Origin of the sequence: Gemmatirosa kalamazoonensis, assembly GCF_000522985.1 — a bacterium.
GTDB lineage: Bacteria > Gemmatimonadota > Gemmatimonadetes > Gemmatimonadales > Gemmatimonadaceae > Gemmatirosa > Gemmatirosa kalamazoonensis.
Map to the genome: position 1 here is coordinate 643,554 of NZ_CP007130.1, position 21,966 is coordinate 665,519.

15 protein-coding genes are annotated in these 21,966 nt (G+C 71.3%); 8 read left to right on the forward strand and 7 right to left on the reverse strand.

The window, feature by feature from the left end:
• The first annotated feature begins 28 nt into the window (after nt 1-28).
• From J421_RS30400 to J421_RS30420, 5 genes are all read left to right on the forward strand, one after another.
• The gene (locus tag J421_RS30400; protein ID WP_025414900.1) at nt 29-1,399 is read left to right on the forward strand and encodes a glycosyltransferase family 4 protein; all 1,371 of its coding nucleotides are present in this window, start codon (nt 29-31) and stop codon (nt 1,397-1,399) included.
• 83 nt (nt 1,400-1,482) lie between these two features.
• Complete coding sequence (locus J421_RS30405; RefSeq protein ID WP_025414901.1) at nt 1,483-2,382, forward strand: ABC transporter permease; 900 nt, start codon at nt 1,483-1,485, stop codon at nt 2,380-2,382.
• Nucleotides 2,383-2,403: 21 nt separating this feature from the next.
• Entirely contained in the window at nt 2,404-3,609 is a 1,206-nt protein-coding gene (locus tag J421_RS30410; protein ID WP_025414902.1) for an ABC transporter ATP-binding protein, read from the forward strand.
• Nucleotides 3,610-4,009: 400 nt separating this feature from the next.
• A complete protein-coding gene (locus J421_RS30415; protein WP_025414903.1) occupies nt 4,010-4,711 on the forward strand; it encodes a ParA family protein in 702 nt (233 codons plus the stop codon).
• A gap of 12 nt (nt 4,712-4,723) precedes the next feature.
• Nucleotides 4,724-5,941: a ParB/RepB/Spo0J family partition protein gene (locus J421_RS30420; protein WP_104023521.1), complete on the forward strand. Its 1,218-nt coding sequence runs from the start codon at nt 4,724-4,726 to the stop codon at nt 5,939-5,941.
• 13 nt (nt 5,942-5,954) lie between these two features.
• Here J421_RS30420 and J421_RS30425 read toward each other — a convergent pair whose 3' ends face one another.
• The gene (locus J421_RS30425; protein ID WP_148306643.1) at nt 5,955-6,818 is read right to left on the reverse strand and encodes a hypothetical protein; all 864 of its coding nucleotides are present in this window, start codon (nt 6,816-6,818) and stop codon (nt 5,955-5,957) included.
• 654 nt (nt 6,819-7,472) lie between these two features.
• Here J421_RS30425 and J421_RS30430 point away from each other — a divergent pair.
• Complete coding sequence (locus tag J421_RS30430) at nt 7,473-9,269, forward strand: hypothetical protein (RefSeq protein WP_025414907.1); 1,797 nt, start codon at nt 7,473-7,475, stop codon at nt 9,267-9,269.
• A gap of 16 nt (nt 9,270-9,285) precedes the next feature.
• Here J421_RS30430 and J421_RS30435 read toward each other — a convergent pair whose 3' ends face one another.
• The 4 genes from J421_RS30435 to J421_RS30450 form a co-directional block, all read right to left on the reverse strand.
• Nucleotides 9,286-10,113: a S1 family peptidase gene (locus tag J421_RS30435; RefSeq protein ID WP_025414908.1), complete on the reverse strand. Its 828-nt coding sequence runs from the start codon at nt 10,111-10,113 to the stop codon at nt 9,286-9,288.
• A gap of 138 nt (nt 10,114-10,251) precedes the next feature.
• Complete coding sequence (locus J421_RS30440; protein WP_025414909.1) at nt 10,252-11,631, reverse strand: RagB/SusD family nutrient uptake outer membrane protein; 1,380 nt, start codon at nt 11,629-11,631, stop codon at nt 10,252-10,254.
• A gap of 44 nt (nt 11,632-11,675) precedes the next feature.
• Entirely contained in the window at nt 11,676-14,726 is a 3,051-nt protein-coding gene (locus J421_RS30445; protein WP_104023523.1) for a SusC/RagA family TonB-linked outer membrane protein, read from the reverse strand.
• Between the two features lie 38 nt (nt 14,727-14,764).
• On the reverse strand, nt 14,765-15,655 hold the full coding sequence (locus J421_RS30450; RefSeq protein WP_158508997.1) for a cyanophycinase: 891 nt from the start codon (nt 15,653-15,655) through the stop codon (nt 14,765-14,767).
• A 175-nt stretch (nt 15,656-15,830) separates the two neighbouring features.
• Between J421_RS30450 and J421_RS30455 the strand changes: the two genes are divergently transcribed.
• Entirely contained in the window at nt 15,831-16,580 is a 750-nt protein-coding gene (locus J421_RS30455) for a hypothetical protein (RefSeq protein ID WP_025414912.1), read from the forward strand.
• A gap of 104 nt (nt 16,581-16,684) precedes the next feature.
• On the opposite strand, the gene menC is transcribed toward J421_RS30455, so the two are convergent.
• The gene (gene menC / locus J421_RS30460; RefSeq protein WP_025414913.1) at nt 16,685-17,803 is read right to left on the reverse strand and encodes an o-succinylbenzoate synthase; all 1,119 of its coding nucleotides are present in this window, start codon (nt 17,801-17,803) and stop codon (nt 16,685-16,687) included.
• A 98-nt stretch (nt 17,804-17,901) separates the two neighbouring features.
• Nucleotides 17,902-18,756: a hypothetical protein gene (locus J421_RS30465; RefSeq protein WP_025414914.1), complete on the reverse strand. Its 855-nt coding sequence runs from the start codon at nt 18,754-18,756 to the stop codon at nt 17,902-17,904.
• A gap of 173 nt (nt 18,757-18,929) precedes the next feature.
• On the opposite strand from J421_RS30465, the gene J421_RS30470 reads away from it, so the two are divergent.
• Entirely contained in the window at nt 18,930-21,962 is a 3,033-nt protein-coding gene (locus J421_RS30470) for a SusC/RagA family TonB-linked outer membrane protein (protein ID WP_104023526.1), read from the forward strand.
• Nucleotides 21,963-21,966: the final 4 nt, after the last annotated feature.

Genomic DNA, 21,966 nt, shown 5'->3' on the forward strand with positions numbered 1-21,966 from the left:
GTTGCGCTCCCCTCCCGCCCGGCGTCCAGTGCGCGACCACCGCGCGCACCGCCCCACGCACCGCCCCACGCGCTCACCGCTCCCGAAGCAGATGAACGTCCTGTTCGCCGTTCCGTGGGACAACATCGGCGGCGTGTCACACGTCGTGAACCGCGTCGCGCATCACGTGCGCGCGCAGGGCGGCGGCGTGTACTTCCTGCTTCCCGGATCGCACGACCGTCCCGAGTCGGGTGTTAGTCGTGAGGGCTTCCCCGCATTCTGGCTGCGCATGCGACTGCCGTGGGTCCCCGGCGCGTCGCTCCGCAACTGGCTCGCGTTCTTTCTCACGCTGCCCGTCACGCTGTTCTGGCTGACGCGGCTCATCCGTCGCCACTCGATCGACGTCGTCAACATCCACTATCCTGGCGGGCACTTCGTCTACTTCGCGATCCTGCGCCGCTTCGGCGTCGTCCGCCTCGTCACGTCCATCCACGGCGCGGACCTGCTCCCGAACGGGAGCCGCCGCCTGTCGCATCAGCGCGAGGTCCTGAACCTGCTCGCGACCTCGGACGTCATCGTCGCCCCGTCCGACTCGTACACGCACGCCGTCCACGAGGCGTGGCCGGAGCTCACCGGTCCCACGCGCACCATCCCGAACGGCGTCGACCCCGACGAGTTGGGCTACAACCCCGACGCGCCCGACGAGACCGCGCATCCGCCGATCGTCTTCTCGATCCTCCAGATGGTGCACTACAAGGGGGTCGACGTCCTGATCCGCGCGTTCGCCGGTCTCTCGGCGCGCTACCCGAAGGTCAAGCTCCGCCTCGCGAGCGACGGTCCGCAGCGCGCCGACTTCGAGGCGCTGGCCGAGTCGCTCGGCGTCGGCCATCGCGTCGAGTTCCTCGGCTTCCTCGCGCGCGAGGACGTCAGCCGCGAGCTGCGGCGCTGCAGCATCTTCGTGCTGCCGTCGCGCACGAACTCCGAGAGCTTCGGCATCGCCGCCGCCGAGGCCATGGCGGTCGATCGCGCGGTCGTCGCGTCGCGCGTCGGTGGGCTCCCCGAGCTCGTCGAGGACGGCGTGACCGGACTGCTCGTGCCCCCCGGCGACGTGGACGCGCTCGAGCAGGCGCTCCGTCGTCTGCTCGACGACGAGGAGTTCGGCCAGCGGCTCGGCCAGGCGGCCGGCAAGCGCGTGCGGCAGCAGTATCTGTGGGACCGGACCGGCGCGCTCTATCGCGATCTGTTCCAGGAGCTGCTCCCGGTGCCCGAGGCCTCCGAGCCCGACACGCGCGGCTTCGCCGTCCCCGAGCACGCGACGACGTATCGGCCGCCGGCCGCCGCCGATCGCGCGGAGCGGCCGGCCGACACCTACACTGCAGCTCCACTCACGAAGGCCGGTACGTCTCAGGAGGGTTGGTGACGGTAGTCGATGCACGCTCGGACGCCGACGTAGCCGCAGGGCCCGTGTTCGATTCCCAGCCTGGCGCGTCTCGAGCCCGCGCCGTGGCTCCCATCGAGGATGCGTCGGCCGCTCCGGCGCCGGAGCCCCGCGCGCCGACCGCCCTCGAGGACCTTCGGGTCATCGTGTCGGAGCTCGCCGAGAGCGGCGACCTGCTGAAGCAGCTCGTCCTCCGCGACATCCGCATCCGGTACAAGCAGGCGGTCCTCGGCTTCGCGTGGGCGGTGCTCATGCCCGCCGTGATCGTGCTCGCGGGGCTCGCCATCCGGTACGCCATCGCGAACGCGGGCGGTCTGAAGCTCGGCATGCACCACATCGCCGGCATGGCGTTGAAGTCGGTGCCGTGGGCGTTCTTCGCCGGGTGCATCAGCATGTCCACGCCGTGCCTCACGGCGAACGGGTCGCTCGTCACGAAGGTCTACTTCCCGCGCGAGGTGCTGCCGCTGTCGGCCGTCCTCGCGCAGACGTTCGACTCGGCGATCGGCCTGGTGCTCATCACCGCCGTGATCCCGGTGTTCCACCTCGGCGTCTCGGCGCAGCTGCTCTGGGTGCCGCTGCTGCTCCTCTGTCTGTGGATGCTCGCCGCGGCGTCGGCGCTCGTGCTGAGCTGCGCGAACCTGTTCTTCCGCGACGTGAAGTACGTCGTGCAGGTGTTCCTGACGTTCGGCATCTTCGTCACGCCGGTCTTCATGGACGCGGCGATGTACGGTCCGAAGGGATCCAGGATCGTGATGCTGAACCCCGTGGCGCCGGTGCTCGAGGGGCTGCGGCTCGTCGTCGTCGAGCACCACGACCTGCTGCAGCCGTACGTCACCCCGCGCGGCGGGTTCGTGGTGTGGCACCCGTGGTATCTGGCGTACGCGCTCGGCGTGGCCACCGTCGGCCTGGTGCTGGGCGCCCTCGTCTTTCATCGGGCCGAGCGGCGCTTCGCCGAAATCATCTGAACACCCGGCGGCAGCGTCGTCATGCGCAGTGAACCACGGATCGTCTTCGACCGCGTCTGGAAGAAGTTCCACCGCGGCGAGATTCACGACAGCCTTCGCGACCTCATCCCGGCCGTCACGCGCCGGATGCTCGGCCGCGGCACCCCCCGGGACGCGCTCGACAAGGACGACTTCTGGGCGGTGCGCGACGTCTCGTTCGAGGTCAAGCCGGGCCAGACGCTCGGCATCATCGGCGGGAACGGGTCGGGGAAGTCGACCTCGCTGCGGCTGCTGACCAAAATCCTGACGCCGTCGCTCGGGGTCGCGCAGGTGCACGGCCGCGTCGGCGCGCTCATCGAGGTCTCGGCCGGCTTCCACGGCGACCTCACGGGGCGGGAGAACGTGTTCCTCCAGGGCGCCATCATGGGGATGCGCACCCGCGACGTGGCGCGGAAGTTCGACGACATCGTCGCGTTCTCGGGGATCGAGGAGTTCATCGACACCCCGGTGAAGCGCTACTCCAGCGGGATGAACGCGCGGCTCGGCTTCTCCGTCGCGGCGCACCTCGAGCCGGAGGTGCTCATCATCGACGAGGTGCTCGCCGTCGGCGACCGCACGTTCCAGCAGCGGGCGTTCGGCCGCATCTCGGAGCTGGCGACGAGCGGGCTGCCGGTGGTGCTCGTGACGCACCAGCTGGAGCGGGTGCTGGAGCTGTGCACCGACGCGATCGTGCTGAGCCAGGGGCGGGTCGCGTTCCGCGGCCAGCCGTCGGACGCGGTGACGGCGTACATCCAGCACAACCTCCACCACGGGGGCGGAGCGCCCGCGGAACAGGACGGCGCGTTCATCGTGACGCACGATCGGGTGCAGCTGGTCGACGACCGCCCCGTGCGCTCCGGCGAGACGTTCACTGTGCAGGTGGACGGGCGATTGTCGTCGCGCGCCCCGGATGCGCTCGAGCCGCTCCAGTTCTTCGTGCGAGACCTCGCCACGGGGCGCGGGGTGTTCGCCTCCGGCGGCCGGCGACAGGGGCTCGTGATCCAGGAGGCGGGGCCGTTCCGGGTGGAGGTGACCCTGCAGGCCAACATCCCCCCGGGGCGCTACCTGCTCGAGTTCGGGGCGTTCGACTTCGCGACGAACGAGATCGCCGCGCAGCGCACCGTGGTGATGTTCACCGTGGTCGACGACGGCCAGTGGCGGGGCACGGCCCAGATGAACCCGGTGCTGCGGTTCCTAACGGCGGACTGACGGTCGAGCGTCCGGCGAGCGCCATGAGCCGCGAGGGTCCACGACCTTCGCGGCTCTCGCTTTACCGAGTAATGCGGGTGAAGCGTCCGATGCGCCCCTTCGGCGTCCGCAAGCCATTGCCTGCCAAGCGGTTGCCGGCTGGCGGGCGCGTCCGGTGGGGGCGGCGGGCGGCGCGCATCGTGAGCGACGCATGCGTGTTCAGGGGCAGAACACGCACACGGCGTTCAGCGACTGAACACGCGGTTGTTCAGCCACTGAACACGCACTCGCGCCATTCGGTGCCCGTTGGAGAACCGGATCCCCGCCGCTAAGTTCCACCCCCGCCGGATCGCGCGCCCGGTGATTGGCCTCCCTTCCCTCCCGCTGACACCCTCGGCGCGCCGCTTTCCATGCTGCTCCGATGAGCGACCTTCGCATCCTCGCGATCGCCGCGGGCCGAGGTGGGACGGGGAAGTCGACCCTCACCTTCGGCATCGCCCACACCCTCCACGAGCTGAAGGGCATGAGCGACGTCGCCATGCTCGACCTCGACCCGCAGGCCGGGCTCACTACTCGCGCCGGCAAGACCCCGGTCGCCGACCCGATCCACGAGCCGCCGGTCGACGTCTTCGGCATCTCCCTCTACCGCGCCGGCCGGGGGCTCGCCCACGCCACCGACGCCGAGCTGGCCGCGCACATCGACCGCGCCGTGCTGGAGGGCAGCCCCGACCGCGTCGTGATCGCGGACCTGCCCCCCGCCCTTCACGATCGGGTGCACCGCCTCGTCTTCGACCGCGACGACAGCTTCGTGCTGGGCGCGATCCGCTGCGAGCCGGACTCGTTCCACTCCATGAACGAGCTCGTGGCCCAGGTCGGACGCGCTGGGCGCCCGTACGTGCTCGTGCCGACGTTCCACGCGAAGAAGAACGCTCAGAACGCCACCCTCCTCGCGCTCCAGTCGCAGCACCACGGGCACGTGACCGAGACGGTGATCCCGCAGGACAACAAGGCGGTCGACTGCGTCCTCACCCGCCAGCCCGTCACGCGCTTCGCGCGCAAGTCCAAGATCGCCCTCGCCATCAGCGCACTGCTGGACGAGGTGCTCGCCACCGAGACCGTCTAGCCCCGTCGAGCGATGGGCTTCAAGCCGAAGAAGGGCGACGCGCCGCCGACCGGCCGTGTCCGGCCCAGCAGCAACTTCGAGCGGACCATGGCGCTGGCCAGCCAGATCGCCGCCGAGTCCGTCCCCGACGAGCACACCGTGTCCGCGAACGAGCAGGCGCCGGCGGTCGTGTCGCGCGGGGTGCTCGAGAGCGAACGGGACTCGGGACTGGGGACTCGGGACTCGGGGGGGACGAGTCCCGAGTCCGCCCCGAGTCCCGAGTCCCGAGTCCCGAGTCCCGACTCGCCAGTCCCGGATCCCGAGTCCGCAGTCCCGACGAGCGCGTCGCCGCGTCTCGCCTCCATGCCGATCGCCGAAGTGCGGCCGTCGCCGTTCCAGCCGAAGGGACGGCCGTCGCAGGGTGCCGTGAACGCGGTCGCGCGCGCCATCGAGCGGACGGGGAGCATCGACGCGCTCGTCGGGGCCGAGGGACACACGACGTTCCAGGCCCTGTCCGCCGAGGCGAAGCGGCTGGCCGAGCTCGCGTACAGCGTGTCGCGCGACGGCGTGCGCGACCCGATCGAGGTGCGAGTCGCCGAGGACGGCGCGGTGGAGGCGCTGTCCGGACACCGGCGCATGGCCGCCGCGCTGCTCGTCGGGCACACCGAGATCCCCGTGCTGCAGCGGGGACCGATGTCGGCCGTTCAGGCGGCCGCGACGGTGCTGAGCGGCAACCTCCACCGCGAGGACTTCACGCCGTGGCAGGAGGCCGTGCTCGTCACCGAGGTCGTCGCCCAGCGCCGCGCCGATGGGCTGCCGGCCGACGTTCGCACGATCGGCGCGATCATGGGCTACAGCCACGGGCGGGTGAGCACGCTGCAGACGATCCGCAGGGTGCTCTCCGACGAGTTCCTCACGCGGCTCGGCGACCGCGTGACAGTCGAGGAGGCGCTGGCCCGGTTCGGGAACTACTCGCGCCTGGAGGAGGTCGCTCGGCTCCCCGACGACACGCGCCGCGAGGTGATACTGCGCCGACTGCTCGGTATGGTCGAGCCGTCCTCGGCGGCGGCAGCGGAGCCCGAGACCCCGGCGGCATTCGAGCACCGGCCGAAGCGCCGCGGCGGCTTCACGATCGAGGTGCACCGGGCGATCGAGGAGCTGGCGCCGAGCGACGCCATGGCGCTGCGGGAGCTGCTGGCGACGCAGGTGGCGCGGCTCGACGCGAGGCTCGGGAGCGCCGGCCGCGGGTGAGCGACCGGCCCGCTCAGTCGAACGAGAGGTGCGGCACCCCGTCGGGGCCGAGCTCGACGTGGGGCGCGAGTCCGGCGCCCAGGGTGACGGTGACGCCGTTGAGCGTCATGCGGAGCGCCACCCGCCGATCGCCAGCCGGGGCGGGGGAGGGGGAGGGGGGAGGCGAGGAAACGGGCGGACCCACGATGGTCGGACCCGCGGTCGCAGGCAGCTCCGGCACCGGAATCGCGACAGTACCGAAGCAGTACTCGCTCGGCATGCCAGCAGTCTCGCGCACGGTGAGCACGTCGGCGTCGGTCAGCCGGCGCAGGGCGGATCGGACCTGCTTCGCGGCGTAGCCGGTGCGCTCCACGAGCTCGCGCAGCGTCACCGGCGCCGGCTGGTCGGGCGGAACGACGAGCTCGGCGAGCGCGCGCGCCACCAGTAGCGGCGCCGGCTCCCAGCGAACGGCGCGGCCGAGCGCACCCCACGCGATCTCCAGCCCCGCGCGATGGGGCACGAACGCCCGCTCCAGCAGGGTGATCGTCGCGCGGTCGGCATCGCACGCGAGCAGGGCGGCGCGCTCGAGGAGCGACAGAGCGGCGTCCTGCCGGCGCCGCTCCGGGTCTCCCTTCAGCCCCGGCAGCTCGGCACGCGGGATCGACACGGTCCACGGCCGCGCGACGCCGATGGCGCCCCGGTCGTGCAGCGCTGCCTGCAGCGCCACGAGCCACGCCCGGGTCCAGCGCACCAGCTCCGCGGGGTCGAGCGGAAGATCGGCGATCTGCACGTCGCCGGCGATGGCGGCGAGCCGCTCGGCGGCCCCGAGGTCGTCGACGAGGACCGGCTCGTGTCGGAGGGCACGCAGCAGCGTGCTGGGAGGGGCACCGCCGTTCATGGGCGGGACCTCCACCGTTCACATCCCCGCGACGGGGAGACGCTCGCGCGTCGAGGCGCGCCGGGACCTCCAACGTTCACGAGGAGAACCTATCTCGCACGGGTCGGGCCGCAAGCACGGGAGCCCCTTCCGGGTTCGAGCGGTGCGCAGCAGCGCGGCAGCACGGTGACAGCATCGTCCTAAAGCATTGCGGCTCCCGAACATCGGACTTTTGACGGGATCGGGGGAGGGGTTCCAGCACCCCTCGCCTCGATTCGGGGAACCCGTTCCATGATCGACCGGGAGGGGTGTGAACGTTGGAGCCCCCTCGCGACTTCGAGAACGTTGGATGTCCCCGCCATGGTCGACGGAACCCGTTACTCGCGCGGCGTCTCGTGCGCAAGCGTGAACGTCGGAGGCCCCCGCGGTCCCGGGACACGATACCTAAGTGTATTCCAGGCAACCCGTTAGGCTTCGCCTCACGGCCTTGGCGGCACGCTCCCTTGGTTGGGTGATGGGTTTGGTCGACTGCGTCGAAGACATCACCATCCAACCTGTTCGCTGAACGGTCGCGGAACCGGCCGTGGTCGAGCCCGCGACGCCCGGCGCCCCCTCGCGGGACCCCTCCCGCGACCCGCTTGCTCACCCCTGTAGCGGCGCCTACGTTCGGACCCCATGACCTCCGCGCCGGCCCTGCCGCTTCGAGCCGATTCGCGGCTGCTGCTCTCCCACGCCGGGGCGCCGTCGCTGCCGAGCCCCGTGGCGCTGCAGCTCCTCGACATCCCGTTCGTGCTGCCGCTGAAGCAGCTCCCCGAGCGGGTCGATGGGCAGCTTCCACGGTGGGCGTACGAGGTCACGTACAGTCTCGTCGGCGCCGACCGCACGCGCTACGAGGTGCGCGTGACCGGCGACCCGACGCTCGGCCTTCCGTTCGGGCAGGATGCCGACGTGCTGCTCGCGCTGTTCAAGATCCTGGAGCAGGAGCCCGGGCAGCACGACCTCGCGGCGGGGGTGTTCCGCAACCCGAGCTATCAGATGATCTGCCGCGCGCTCGGCAAGACGCCGACCGGGCGGCGGGTGCGCGAGATCCGCGACGCGCTCATGCGCCTGTCCGGGGTGCGGATCTACAGCCGAGTGCTGGTGGACAAGCTCGTGCGGGCGGCGAAGGTGCTGGCGGCCGACGGCACCGCGCCCGAGGTGCCGACCGCTGGTACGGTACGCCGCGACGTGACGCACGAGATGCGGTGGCTGCTCGAGTACCGCGCGCAGGAGCGGTTCGAGCGGGGCATCCGGCGGGTGCGGGCGACGATCGACGGACCGGGGAGCGTGGCCGTCGAGGACGAGCTGCGCGGCGACGCGATCGAGGAGCTCGGGCAGAGCCAGATGTGGATCCGCCACCTCGCGCTGAACCCGTTCTGGGTGGCGCAGGCGGTGAGCGGATGGGCCGGCTGGATCGACGTGGAGCGTCACGCCCGCCTGAAGAGCCCGACGGCTCGGCGACTCTATCAAATCTGTGCAGCGACAGCAGCGCGCCAGGTGGCCGCGCCGTGGCTGTTCGCGGAGGACGCACTGAGCGCGGCGTGTCTGCTCACGACCAGCGCCACGAAGAAGCCGACGAAAGTACGCCAGCAGCTCGAGAGCGCGGCCGACGAGCTACGCGAGGCCGGGGTGCTCGCCGGGGCGGAGTGGCTCGGCACGAAGCGGGGGCCGAAGACGTTCGAGGTGCACCCGGCGCCGCTGCTCCAGTTCGCCGACCTGCTGCGAGGCATCGGGCTGACCGACCCGCCGGACTTCCGCGTGCAGTACGCGGTGCTGCGACACTTTGGCGTCACCCCGGCGAAGGCGCGGGCACTGCTCGGCGAGTATCCGGGGCAGGTGGGGGAGGTGCTGCTGCGCGCCTGCCACCTCGAAGCCACCGACCCGAAGGCGATCGAGAAGTCCTGGGCCGGGTGGATCGTGCACCACGTGCAGGCGGGGACGTCGTTCCGCGGCGAGGTGGAGTTCCAGCGGTGGCGCTCGACGGCGCTCGCCGCGATCGACCCGACGGGGCGCCCGGCGCAGGTGGGCGGGCCGACGACGCGCCGACTGACCGGCGAGACCGCCCAGACGCGGCCGCAGCCCGCGGCGCTCCTCCCCGAGCCGCCGATGCCGCGGATCCCCGCGCCGTACGCGCTGCCGGAGGCCGACCCGGACGCGGCGCGGTGGTGGGAGTCCGCGCTCGCCGTCGTGCTGCCGGCCGTCGGGCCGCTGGACCGCTACGGGTTGGAGGTGGCCGTCCCGGTGGCGTGGACGGAGCCGGTGGATCCGACCGCCGACGCGGAGCTGGCGGTGTGGGTGCACCCCGACGACGTGGTCACGGCGAACACCGTGGCCCGCACCGTGACGCGGCTAGAGGCCGCGTTGTCGACCGCGGCGGGGCGGGCGGTGCGCCTGAGTGTGGAGCGACACTCGCGGCGGGCCGCGGTCGACTGACGGCGCTTCCCGGGGCCTACCTCAGGTACTGCTGCACGAAGCCGAGGACGTCCTTCCGGTCGAGGCGGAAGACACCGCCCGTGCCCCCGCAGGAGCCGTTCAGGCCGAACGACGTCACGCCGGCGACGACGTTGGAGGTGCCGAGGAAGTTCGGGCCGCCGGAGTCGCCGAAGCAGGTGCCGCCGGTGGACGCGTTGTTCGACAGCAGCAGCGAGCCGATGCCGGTGAATGCGGTGTTGATCTGCACGAGGTACGGGTTGGCGCTCATGCGGATCAGCTCCGCCGTCTCCTGCGCGGCGTTGATGCGCTGCACGCCGTAGCCCACGGCGGTGAAGCCGGTGCTGCTGCCCGGCTTCAACGCGTCGAGCTGGTCGACGCTCGGGAGCCTGCCGTACGCGGAGGCGGGGAGGTTCACCGCGGTGCGCAGCTCGATGACGCCGACGTCGTGGAGGTAGAACTGCGCCTCGGTGAACTGCGGGTGCGAGTGCCAGGCCCGCGCCTCGACGGTGTTCGGCCCGGCGAACGGATAGTTGTTGTTCCCGTTCTCGACGTCGGACTCGGTGAACACCCGCATGCCGCTGAACTCCCCCGGCTCGCCGGTGCAGTGCCCGGCCGTGAGCACCACTTTGGGGGCGATGAGCGTGCCCGAGCAGCGGTACGCGGGGCTGCCGGCGATGTCCATCACGATGAGCACGACGGCGGGGTGCGCGCTGCCGTCGAGGGAGCCGTACGTGATGCGCGACGGCCCGCGCGGGGCGAGCGGGGACGACGTCGGATCGGTCGCGCAGGCGGCGAGGGCGAAGCACGCGGCAGCGACGGCGGGCGACAGGACACGCAGCTTCATGGGGACTCCTGTTGGGGGTCCGCCACGTTACGGCCCGGGAACGCGGAATGGCTAGGGCAGGAGGGCAGGAGGGCAGGAGGGCAGGAGAGTCGTCAGCTCTCCTGCCCTCTTGCCCTCCTGCCCTCCTGCCCTCGCTTCTCAGTAGTCGGGGTTCTGCACCAGCGCGCCCGACGCCGCGGCGGTGATGTCGCGGAGCGGGATGGGGAAGAGCGCGTAGCCCGGCTTGGCGAGCGACTTCACGGTGCCCGCGAGGCCCTGGCGGACCAGATCGGGCCACCGGTCCCCCTCGAGCGCGAGCTCGATGCGCCGCTCCTTCGTGATGGCCGCGAGGACGTCGGCCTGCGTCTTCACGTCGGTGCCGAGCACATGCGGCCTCAGGCCGGCGCGCACGCGCACCTTGTCGTACTCGGCCACGGCCGCGGCGAGGTTGTTCTGCCGCGCGAGCACCTCCGCCTTGATGAGCACCAGCTCCGCGAGCCGGATGACGTGCGGATGCTCGGTGCCTGCGGTGGTCGGGTACTTCACGCCCTGCAGGCGCGTCGTGCTGTTCGGTCGGTTGATGACCGTCGACGCCTTGCGCAGGTCGCCAGCCTCGTACGCCGAGTTGAGGTTGGCCGACGGCTCCGCCTCGTGGCGGCCGGCGAACAGCCAGTAGTACCCGAGGCTGTTCGACTGCGACGCGATGAACGACACGCGGAAGATGTCCTCCGACGTGTTGTCGCCCGTCGCGGTGAACAGGCTGGCGTACGGCACGGTCAGCGTGTCGCGGCCGGCGAGCACCGTGTTGGCCGCGTCGAGCGCCCCCTGCAGGTCGGTGGCGTTAGGCGCCGACGGCGTGCCGGCGAACGCCCGATAGAACAGCACGCGCGAGCGCAGCGCGGTGACCGCGGTGCGCGTGGCCCGGCGCGTGTTCGTGTTGCTCGCCGGGATGAGCTGCGCCGCCTTGTCGAGGTCGGAGAGGATGAGCGCGTACACCTGCGCGACCGGCGTGCGGGTGTACTGCTCGGCCTCGCTCGCGCTCGCGACGGGCGTCGTGGGCGTGGGGACGGCGCCCCAGAACTTCACGAGCACGCTGTAGCTCAGCGCGCGAAGAAAGTACGCCTCGCCCTGGAGCTGGCTCTTCGTGGCGTCGGGGATCGAGGCGATCTTGGGGACCGTCGCCAGCACGACGTTGTCGCGGTCGATCTGGCGGTACAGCCCCGTCCACATGTTGGTGACCTCGGTGTTGTCGGCAGCGATCTGGTTGCTGACGATGTTGCCGAGGAACTGGTAGGTGCCGGCCCAGCGGCCGTTGTCCGACGGGAGATCGCCGAGCAGCGGGATGTCGAGGCCGTACATGCCGCTGCTCTCCAGCGCGCCGTACGCGCCGTTCAGCGCGGCCTGCGCGGTGGCGAGGTCGGTGACCGCGTTCTCGGCGGAGACGCGGTCGAAGGGCTCAGTGTGCAGCGTCTTGTCGCAGGCGGCCGTCGCGAGCACGGCGGCGGCGAGCGCGACGCCCCGGATGTATGCGAGTCGCATGATGCGTTGGGCTCTCGTGTGGGAAGTCAACGTGAAGCGGGCGCTCACCATCCGGCCGACAGGCCGAGGCTGAACGTGCGGGCCAGCGGGTAGGCGTAGTAGTCGACGCCCGTGATGACGTTCGCCGCGGCGCCGCTGCTGCTCACGTCGGGGTTGTAGCCCGAGTACTTCGTCCACGTCTTCAGATTGCGACCCGACACGTACAGTCGCGCGTTGTCGAGCCCCGTCGACGTCACGAGCCGCGTCGGGAGCTTCCAGCCGAGCGTGATCTCGCCGAGGCGGACGAACGAGCCGTCCTCGATCATGCGGCTCGACATGAGGCGCGCGCCGGAGGTGCCGTCGTAGCTGAAGCGCGGCTCGTCGGTGATGTCGCCCGGCTTCTGCCAGCGCGTCAGCGTGAGGGTGCTCTTGTTGTCGTAGCTGTAGCCACCGTCGTCGGTGAAGATGCGCATCATGTTGAAGACCTTGTTGCCCTGGCTGAACTGCAGGAAGCCGCGCAGGTCGAGGGTCTTCCACGTGAGCACGTTCGTGAAGCCGCCGTAGTACTTCGGCTGCGGCGAGCCGACGAACATGAGGTCCGCCGACGTGGGGCTCTTCGTCTCGCCGCCCGACGCCTTCGCGAACACGACGTTGCCGTCCTGCGGATCGATGCGCAGGACCTTGTACATGTAGAACTCGCCGAGCGGGTGACCGACCGCGGCCGCCGACGTGACGCGGCTGCTGACGGTGAACGTGACCGGCTGCCCGCCGTAGAGCTCCGTGACGGTGTTCCGGTTCCAGGTCACGTTGAGGTCCGACGTCCAGCCGAGGCCTAACGATCCGCGCGCGCCGTCGAGGTTCACGGTGTGGAGGCCGAGGTCGACGCCGCGGTTGCGGATGCTGCCGATGTTGTCCCAGATGGACGAGTAGCCGCTCGTCACGGGAATCGGCCGTTGCACGAGCAGGTCGCTCGTGTTGCGCTCGTACCAGTCGGCGATGACGGAGATGCGGCCGTCGAAGAAGCCGAAGTCGGCCCCGATGTCGGTCTCCTTCGTCGTCTCCCACTTCAGGTTCGCGTTGCCGAGCTGCGTGCCGGCGACGCCGGGGGCACCCGCGTACGGCGCGCCGGCCGCGAGGTTGAGCGACGCGTAGTCGCCGATCCCCTGGTTGCCGGTGACGCCGAACGAGCCGCGCAGCTTCAGCGTGCCGATGCGCGCGAGGCCGGAGAGCGCCGGCTCGTCGGTCACCACCCAGCCGACGGACGCGGCGGGGAAGATGCCGTAGCGGTTGTCCTTGCCGAAGCGCGACGAGCCGTCCGCGCGCAGGCTGGCGCCCACGAGGTAGCGGTTGGCGAGCGTCCAGTTCGCGCGCGTGAAGAACGAGACGAGGTTGTTGTCGCTGCGGCTGCCGTCCCACGACGTGACGTTCGTCGCGTTGCGCACATAAGTCGTGAAGCCGGTGGGGAAGCCCTCGCCGCGCAGGTAGCTCAGGTAGCGGCGGTTGTACTCGAGGCTCGAGCCGCCGGTGATGGAGAGGTTGTTGTTCGCCGCGCGCAGCGGCTCGGCGGTGAAGAAGCCCTCCATCACGTACTTGTCGATCGCGGTATGGCCGTCGCGGCCGATGCCGTTGAGGCTCTTCGCCGACGTCGCGTCGACCTTCGGCGAGCCCCACTGCAGCTCGTCGATGTTGAAGACGTCGGCGCCGACGCGCCCGGTGAGCGAGAAGCCGTCGGCGACGCTGTACTTCGCCTCGGCGTGGCCGAGCGCGCGGAGCGTCTGGTAGTTGTTCTGGTTGTACCGGGCGATCGCGACCGGGTTGGAGTACTTGAGCCCCTCCGTCGTGCCGCCGAATCCGAAGCTGTTGCCGAGGATCGGCCGCATCGGCTGCATGCCGATGGCGTTGGTCACCACGCCGTCGAGGCTCAGGTCACCCGGGATACGGTCGTCGTCCTCGCGCGTGAGGCCGAGCGACGTGGTGAGGAGCAGCCGGTCGCCGGCGTGCAGATCGAGGTTCACGCGGCCCGCCTGCCGGCGGTAGCCGGAGCCGATGACGATGCCGCGCTGGTCGAAGTTCGAGCCGGACAGGAAGTAGCGGAACCGATCGGAGCCGCCGCTCATGGCGAGCTGCGCGTCGCTGACGGCGGCGCGGCGGAACACCGCGTCCTGCCAGTCGAAGCTCTGCGCGTCGTCCTTGCCGGGCACGAAGTCGTAGTCCGACACCGCGTAGCCGTCGTTCTTCGCGCTCTCGTTCATCAGCTCGACGTACTGCTGCGCGTTCAGCAGGCCGATCTTCTTCTCCACCCGCTGCGTGCCGCCGTACGCGTTCAGCGAGAAGCGCATGCGCCCCGCGGTGCCGCGCTTCGTGGTGATGAGGATGACGCCGTTGGATCCGCGCGAGCCGTAGATGGCCGCGGCCGCGGCGTCCTTCAGCACGTCGATGGACGCGATCTCGTCGGGGTTGAGCGCCGAGATCGCGGTCTGGTCCTGGCCGCTCTGCGAGATCTGCTCGAACGCGCCCTGCGTGATCGGGATGCCGTCGACGACGTAGAGCGGCTGGTTGCCCGCGTTCAGCGACGCGGGGCCGCGCACACGCACCGACACGCCGCTCCCCGGCTCGCCGGAGTTCTGCACGACCTGCACGCCGGCGATCTTGCCCTGCAGCGCGTTGTCGAGCGCGGCGACGGGCGCGTTGCGGATCGCCGTGGAGTCGACGGACGCGATGGCGCTCGTCACCGTGGCGCGGCTCGACGTGCCGTAGCCGACGGACACCACCGTGGAGAGCACGGTGGCGACGGGCGTGATGGTCACGTTCACGGTGGTGACGCCGTTCGCGTCGACCGCGACGCGACGCTCGGCGGACGCGTAGCCGATGCGCTGCACGCGGAGCAGCGCATCGCCGGCGGGGACGCCGCGCACGACGTAGATGCCGGCGTCGTTCGTGACGGCGCCCCGCGCGCCGCTGCCGACGGTCACCTGCGCCCCGATGACGGGTCGCTGCGTGGCCGAGTCGGTGACGGTCCCACGGACGATCCCGGTGGCCTGTGCGGCGGCCTGCCGCGCGAGTCCGGAGCCGAGCAGCACAACGAGCGCGACGTGCCAGGGAGTGTTGCGCCTCATGCGGATCCTCGGAGGAGGGTGGGGGTGGGGGAGGGTGCCTAACGCGTGGCGGGAGGGAGCGTCGCCTTGCCGGTGCGCGGGTCGAACGTGCTGCCGGCGGGGAGCACGTGGAGCCGGATGCCGCTGGCGCCGAGGCGCGCCGGCGATGCGGCGGGCGTGACGGCGGCGTCGCGGGCGTCGAACACGATCGCCGCGCTCGCGCCCTCGATGGTCCATCGCCCGTCGGGGTCGACGCGCAGCGCGGTGCCCTCGTCGATGCCGACGCCTAACAGCGTTGGGCGCTCGAGCACGACGCTGAGCAGGCGGTTGTTGCGCTGGCGGCGGAGGAAGTGCTGGTCGACGACGGCGCCGTGCAGGAAGCCGAGGCCGGGCACGATCTCGATGCTGCGGCGCGCGACGCGCTGCCAGCCGGTGCCCGACGTGTCGACGGTGCCGTCGGCGCGGAACTGGTTGCCGGTGAGCATGGAGTCGCTCATGATCGCCGCGCCGGCGGAGGTGCCGCCGACGACGGCGCCGGCCTGGTAGCGCGCGTGGATCGCGTGCAGGAGCTTCGATCCGGCGAGCGCCCGCGCGAGGCGCGCCTGGTCGCCGCCGGGAAACCAGATGCCGGTGGCGTTCGCGACGAGACGCACGATGGAGTCGGCGTCGGCCTGGTCGCGGGTGACGTTCACGACGAACGCGTCCGCGCCGAGGGAGTCGAGCTGCAGCTCCTTCTCCGGCCCGGTGGACGGATCGCCGCTCGCCATCGGGAGGATGGCGATGCGGGCCTTCCCGGGGCCGCCGGCGAGGGCGACGAAGTGGTCGACGAGGGCCTTGGGCTGCGTGCCGCCGCCGACGATGAACAGGGTGCCGCGGGGGGACTGCGCGCCCGCGGCACCGGCGGTGGCGAGCAGCAATGCGAGCGCGGGGCGGAGACGAGCGAGGCGCATCACGTCTGACTGGAGGGGAAGGGTGGGCGATCTGGGGATACGCCCGGCAGGGAGATGCTGTTGGGACCCGAACTGCGCGAGGGGGGTCACCGCGTTCGGGACGAGTGGCGCGCCGAGGCGTGCGGCATAGACTCGGGGACGTCTCGTTCCCGCCGACCACCGACCGGAGCCTCCGATGGACGACCGCCGTCTCGCGCGCCGCGTGCGCGTGCTCGAGCTGTACTCCGCCGTCAGCACGTGCGTGCTGCTGGTGCTCGCGCTCACCGCGTTCCGCCGGCAGCCGGGGCGCGCGCGGTTCACGGAGATGGACGTGGAGCGGATCAACGTCGTGGAGCCGGACGGGAAGCTGCGCATGGTGATCGCGAACCGTCCGCGCTCGATCGGGCCGATCTACAAGGGAAAGGAGTTCGGCTACAAGGGCGGCAACCGGCCCGGGATCATCTTCTTCAACGACGAGGGCTCGGAGAACGGAGGGCTCGGCTTCTCGGGCGCGCGCGGCACGGACGGGACGTATCGGGCGTCGAGCCAGCTCGCGTTCGACCAGTACGACTCGGACCAGATCCTCTATCTCTCCTACACGGACCAGAACGGGGTGCGGCGCACCGGCCTAACGGTGGCCGACCGCGCGGAGGCGAACATCTTCGACCTCGTGCAGGCGCGCGACTCGCTGCAGAAGCTTCCCGCGAGCCCGGCGCGCGACTCGGCGCTGCAGGCGCTGGTGGCGCCGCGGAACGGCGTGCCGCTCATGGCGCAGCGCGTGTTCCTCGGGCGCGACCCGGCGAAGAGCGCGGTGGTGAACCTCTCCGACCCGCAGGGGAAGCCGCGGCTCCGGCTCGTGGTCGACTCGACGGGGCGGGCGCGCGTGGAGTTCCTCGGCGCCGACGGGCGGGTGACGTACAGCCTCCCCGACTCGGCGCGGCGTTAGGCGTGGCGTTCACGGCTCCACGTACGAGTGTTCATGGGACTGAAGAAGGACTGTCCTTCTTCAGTCCTGCGAGAACACGTACGTGGAGCCGTGAACGGCGGACATCAGGCGCCTAACGTCACGCACCGCACGGTGAGATCCTCGATGCGATCGACGTCGACGGTCACGCCGAGGCCGGCGCGCTCGAGGGGGACGCGGACGCGGCCCTCGGCGTCCATGGTCCACTCGGGGTCGACGACGTCGCGGGCCCAGTAGCGCGCGCTCGGGCTGAGGTCTCCGGGCTTCGTGAAGTTCGGCAGCGACGCGAGCGCCACGTTGTGCGCGCGACCGACGCCGCTCTCCAGCATGCCGCCGCACCACACCGGCACACCGTGCGCGGCGCAAAAGTCGTGGATGGCGAGCGACGGCCCGAAGCCGCCGACGCGTCCCGGCTTGATGTTCACGATGCGGCCGGCGCCGAGCGCCACCATGTCGCGCGCGCGGTCGAGCGAGGTGATGGACTCGTCGAGGCAGACGGGCGTCGTGAGGCGCTTCTGCAGCGAGGCGTGCTGGAGGAGGTCGTCCCACGCGAGCGGCTGCTCGATCATCATGAGGCCGAACGCGTCGAGCTGCTGCAGCACGTCGGCCTGGGCGAGCGTGTACGCGTTGTTCGCGTCGGCCATGAGCGGCGCGTCGGGAAGTGCCTCGCGCACCGCGCGCACGTACGCGACGTCGCGCCCCGGCTCGATCTTCAGCTTCACCTTGCGGTAGCCCTCGGCCACCGCGGCCGCGGCGCGCTGGACGAGCGCGTCGGGGCTCGCCTGGATGCCGAGCGAGATGCCGGTCTCGATGCAGTCGCGGGTGCCGCCGAGCAGGCGGGCGAGCGGCACGCCCTCCTTCTCCGCGGCGAGCGCCCAGCAGCCCATCTCCACCGCGGCCTTCGGCATGAGGTGGCCGCGGAAGTCGCGCTCGAGCGTCGGGAAGACGTCGCGCGGATGGGCGAACGTCGCACCGAGCACGCGCGGCGCGATCCACTCGGCGATCGCGAGCCAGCTCGTGTCGATGGTGTCGGGGCTGTAGATCGGTGTGTCGAACGCGACGCACTCGCTCCACGTGCGCGCGCCGTCGGCGTCGTGGAGCTCGAGCAGCAGGATGCGGCGGTCGGCGACGACGCCGGAGGAGATGCGGAACGGCTCCTTCAGTGGGAGACGGATCTCTCTCAGCGTGATTCGGATGCAGAGCATGGGATGTGCGCGGTGGATGCTCACGCGGAGCCGCGGAGAGCGCGGAGAACGACCACACGAGCCGGTGTCCTCCGCGTTCTCCGCGCCTCCGCGTGCGATCAGTCGTGCGCCGCGAGAACGTAGTGCGGCAGCGTAGTCGCGTCGCCGCGCGCGAACGTGGCGACCTCGTAGCCGCGGCCGAGGTAGGCGAGGAGGGCCTCGCGGGTGACGTCGCGCCAGACGGCGCGAAGGTCGTAGGGCAGCGCCTCGAGGTCGCGCGGGACGGCGACGTGGACGACCGGCGCGTCGGGGAGCGGCGCGAGCATGGGGACGCCGCGGTCGTCGGTGGGGTTCACGAGGATCCCGGGGCGGTCGGGGACCCGCGCGTCGCCGTCGAGCGCGAGGAGGTCCCACTTCGCGACGAAGCGGTCGGTGGCGAGGCGGCCGTGGAGCGGGCTGCCGGTATCGTCGCCGTACATGTTCGGCACGTACTCCGACGCGCGGGCGCCGAGGCGCGCGAGGTTGAGGTGCGCGTTGCGGGCGACGAGCGGGTCGAACGTCCAGTACATGGTCCGGGCGCCGACGCCGAGGACGAGCTCGCGCTGGTAGCGCTTGAGGCGCTCGCCGAGGTGGCCGCCGCGCGCCTCGGGACGGACGGCGAGGAGGTCGGACCAGTGGACGAGCGCGCCGTTCTCGACGCCGGTGATGCCGAAGACGAAGCCGAGCATACGGCCGTCCGGCCGGTCGTCGGTGGGCTCGGCGAACGCGGCGGCGCAGACGCCGCCGAGCTTCTGGGAGACGAGGAGGATGGCGGCGGGCACGAGCTCGCGGAACCCGACGCCCCAGGTCTCCTCCTGGATCGCGATGCACTCGTGGTACTCGGCCAGCGAGGCGACGCGGCGGATGGTGACCCCGTCGACGCCCGTGGCGGGCGAAGCGGACGGGGGGGCCAGGTCAGTCGTCTGAGGGATCATGCGATCGTCCGGTGGAGGACGGGTCGTGGGGCCGGTCCCATGCCGCGTTACGCCGTGCGACGCGCTCTTGCCGGTCGCGGCGCCCCAACATAGCTTGGGCCCACCTTGGTATACAATAGCGTGTACCAAAGCGTGTACTTCCCTCCTCCGGACCAGCGGCGCTGGAGCCACGCATGCCACCCACGGCTGCCCGACGCCTCGCCCCCGCCACGCCCCCGATCCTCGGCGGCTGGCTCCTCCTCGTGACGCTCGCCCTCGGCGCGCCCGACCTGCGCGCCCAGCCGACGAGCGGCCCCACCGGCGTCGTGGCCGGCACCGTCACCGACGGCGTCGCCCACACCCCACTCACCGGCGTCGCCGTCGCGCTCGACGGCACCCGGTTCGGCGCCGCCACCGGCGCCGACGGCCGCTACCGGATCACCGGCGTGCCCGCGGGGACCTACACCGCCATCGCCCGGCGCATCGGCTACAACCCCACGCGGCTGTCGGTCACCGTGACCGCGGGGCGCGAGGCGACCGCCGACTTCGGCCTGCAGGCGAGCGCCATCGCCCTCGATCAGGTCGTCATCTCCGGCACCGCCGGCGAGACCCAGCGCCGCGAAGTGGGCAACGCGGTGGCGACGATCGACGCCGCGACGGCGCTGCAGCAGTCGGCGGCGCCGAACGTGGCGAGCCTGCTGAACGCGCGCGCCCCGGGCGTCGCCGTCAGGCAGCGCACCGGCCGGCTCGGCGCCGGGCCGACGATCGAGGTGCGCGGGCGCTCGTCGCTGTCGCTCGAGAACAGCCCGCTCATCTACGTCGACGGCGTGCGGGTGAACAACCAGACGAGCTCCGGCCCGCAGGCGGTCGCCGGGCGACTCGGCGGGCAGGGCTCGCAGGTGGGCGGCCGACTGAACGACATCAACCCCGACGACATCGAGTCGATCGAGGTGATCAAGGGCCCGGCCGCGGCGACCATCTACGGCACCGAGGCGGCGAACGGCGTCATCCAGATCATCACGAAGAAGGGCGCCGCCGGCGCCGCGCCGCAGATCTCGGCGCAGGTGGAGGAAGGCTCGCTCGAGTTCGCGAACGCCGTCGACCGCGTGCAGACGAACTACTTCAAGGATCCGACGAGCGGTCAGATCGTCACGTGGAACGGCCTGCAGCAGGAGGCCGACAGCGGCCGGCCGATCTACAAGACGGGCCAGACGCGGAAGTTCACCGGCTCGCTCAGCGGCGGCCGCGACGCGCTGCGCTACTACCTCGGCTCGACGTACGAGAACGACCTCGGCATCGAGCCGAACAACTCGCTGCGCCAGTTCTCGCTGCACACGAACCTGAACTCGTCGGTGCGGCCGAGCACCGAGCTGGCGATGAGCGTGAACTACGTCGCCGGCGACACGCACCTCGGCGCCGACTACGGCGCGTCGCCGCTGTTGGGCGCGCAGGTCGGGCACCGGCTGCTGTTCGCGGGCACGCGCGGCTTCTTCGCCGTGCCGCCGGAAGTGCCGCAGCAGCTCTACGACAACTCGACGCGGGTGGACCGTTTCACCGGCAGCGCGACGATCACGAACCGGCCGGCGTCGTGGTTCACGCAGCGCGCGATCGTGGGGCTCGACTACGCGGGGAGCGACGAGCGCGCGCTGGAGCGGTTCGCGCCGCCCGAGATCGCGCGCTACCTGACGGCGGCCGCCGCCGGCGGCGCGATCGGCCAGACGCTGCGCCACAACTCGGTGTTCACGGGCGACTACAACGGCTCGGCGCGCGTGAGCCTCACGAGCGCGCTCTCGTCGAAGTCGTCGGTGGGCGGGCAGTTCTACAAGACGGCGCTGAACTCGAGCTTCCTCGGCGGCACGGCGTTCCCGGCGCCGGGCGTGGACATCGTCTCCGGCACGACGGCGCCGGTCGCGTCGTCGCAGAGCGAGACGATCAACACGACGATCGGCGCGTACGCCGAGCAGCAGTTCGGGTGGCACGACCGACTGTTCCTCTCCGGCGCGCTGCGCGTGGACAACAACAGCGCGTTCGGCGAGGACTTCAAGTGGGTCACCTACCCGAAGGTGAGCGCGAGCTGGGTGGTGAACGAGGAGCCGTTCTGGGAGCGCTGGCGGAACGCGGTGAACACGCTGCGGCTGCGCGCCGCGTACGGCGAGTCGGGACGGCAGCCGGCGGCGTTCTCCGCGCTGCGCACGTTCGCGGCGACGACGGGGCCGGGCGGGTCGAGCGCGGTGACGCCGAACTCGTTAGGCAACCCGGACCTCAAGCCGGAGCGCGGCAAGGAGGTCGAGCTCGGGTTCGAGGCCGGACTCTACAACCGCCTGACGCTCGACTTCACGTACTACAACAAGAAGACGTACGACGAGATCGTGCAGCAGCCGGTGGCCCCGTCGAGCGGCTTCCCGGGGACGCAGTACCGCAACCTGGGCCAGGTCGACAACAAGGGCGTCGAGCTGAGCGCGAACCTGCGCGCGGTGGCGCGGCGCACGGTGTCGTGGGACATCAACGCGAACGTCGCGACGAACAAGGACGTCATCCGCGACCTCGGCGGGCTGCCGACGATCATCGCGTCGTACGGCGCGGCGAACGTGGTGGGCTATCCGATCGGCGGCATCTTCGTGCGCCACGTGATCTCCGCCGAGCGCAACGCGACGACGGGGCAGGCGACGAACATCCTGTGCGAGGGGCCTAACGGCACCGGCGTGGCCTGCGCGACGGCGCCGTTCGTCTTCTGGGGCACGCCGACGCCGAAGGTGACGGGGGCGGTGAGCTCCACGGTGACGCTCTGGCAGCGACTGTCGCTGTACGGGCTGGCCGACTTCCGGCGCGGCAACAAGCTCCAGAACTCGGTGGAGCTGCTGCGGTGCACGGGCGCCGTGGGCGGCGCGCTCTGCCGCGCGAACTACTACCCGCAGGAGTACGACCCGCTCTACCTCGCGGAGACGAACATCAACGCGGTCGCCCTCGGCACGGTCGACCAGTACATCCAGGACGCCGGCTTCACGAAGCTGCGCGAGATCTCGGCGACGTACACGTTCCCCGAGCGGATCACGCGCGCGCGCACGTCGCTGACGATCGCGGGGCGCAACCTGTACACGTGGACGAAGTACCGGGGCATCGACCCCGAGTCGAACATCAACAACGCGGCGACGACGACGGCGACGCTCGACCAGGCCGTGACGCCGCCGCTCCGCAGCTTCGTCGCCACCGTGCGCGTCACGTGGTAACCAG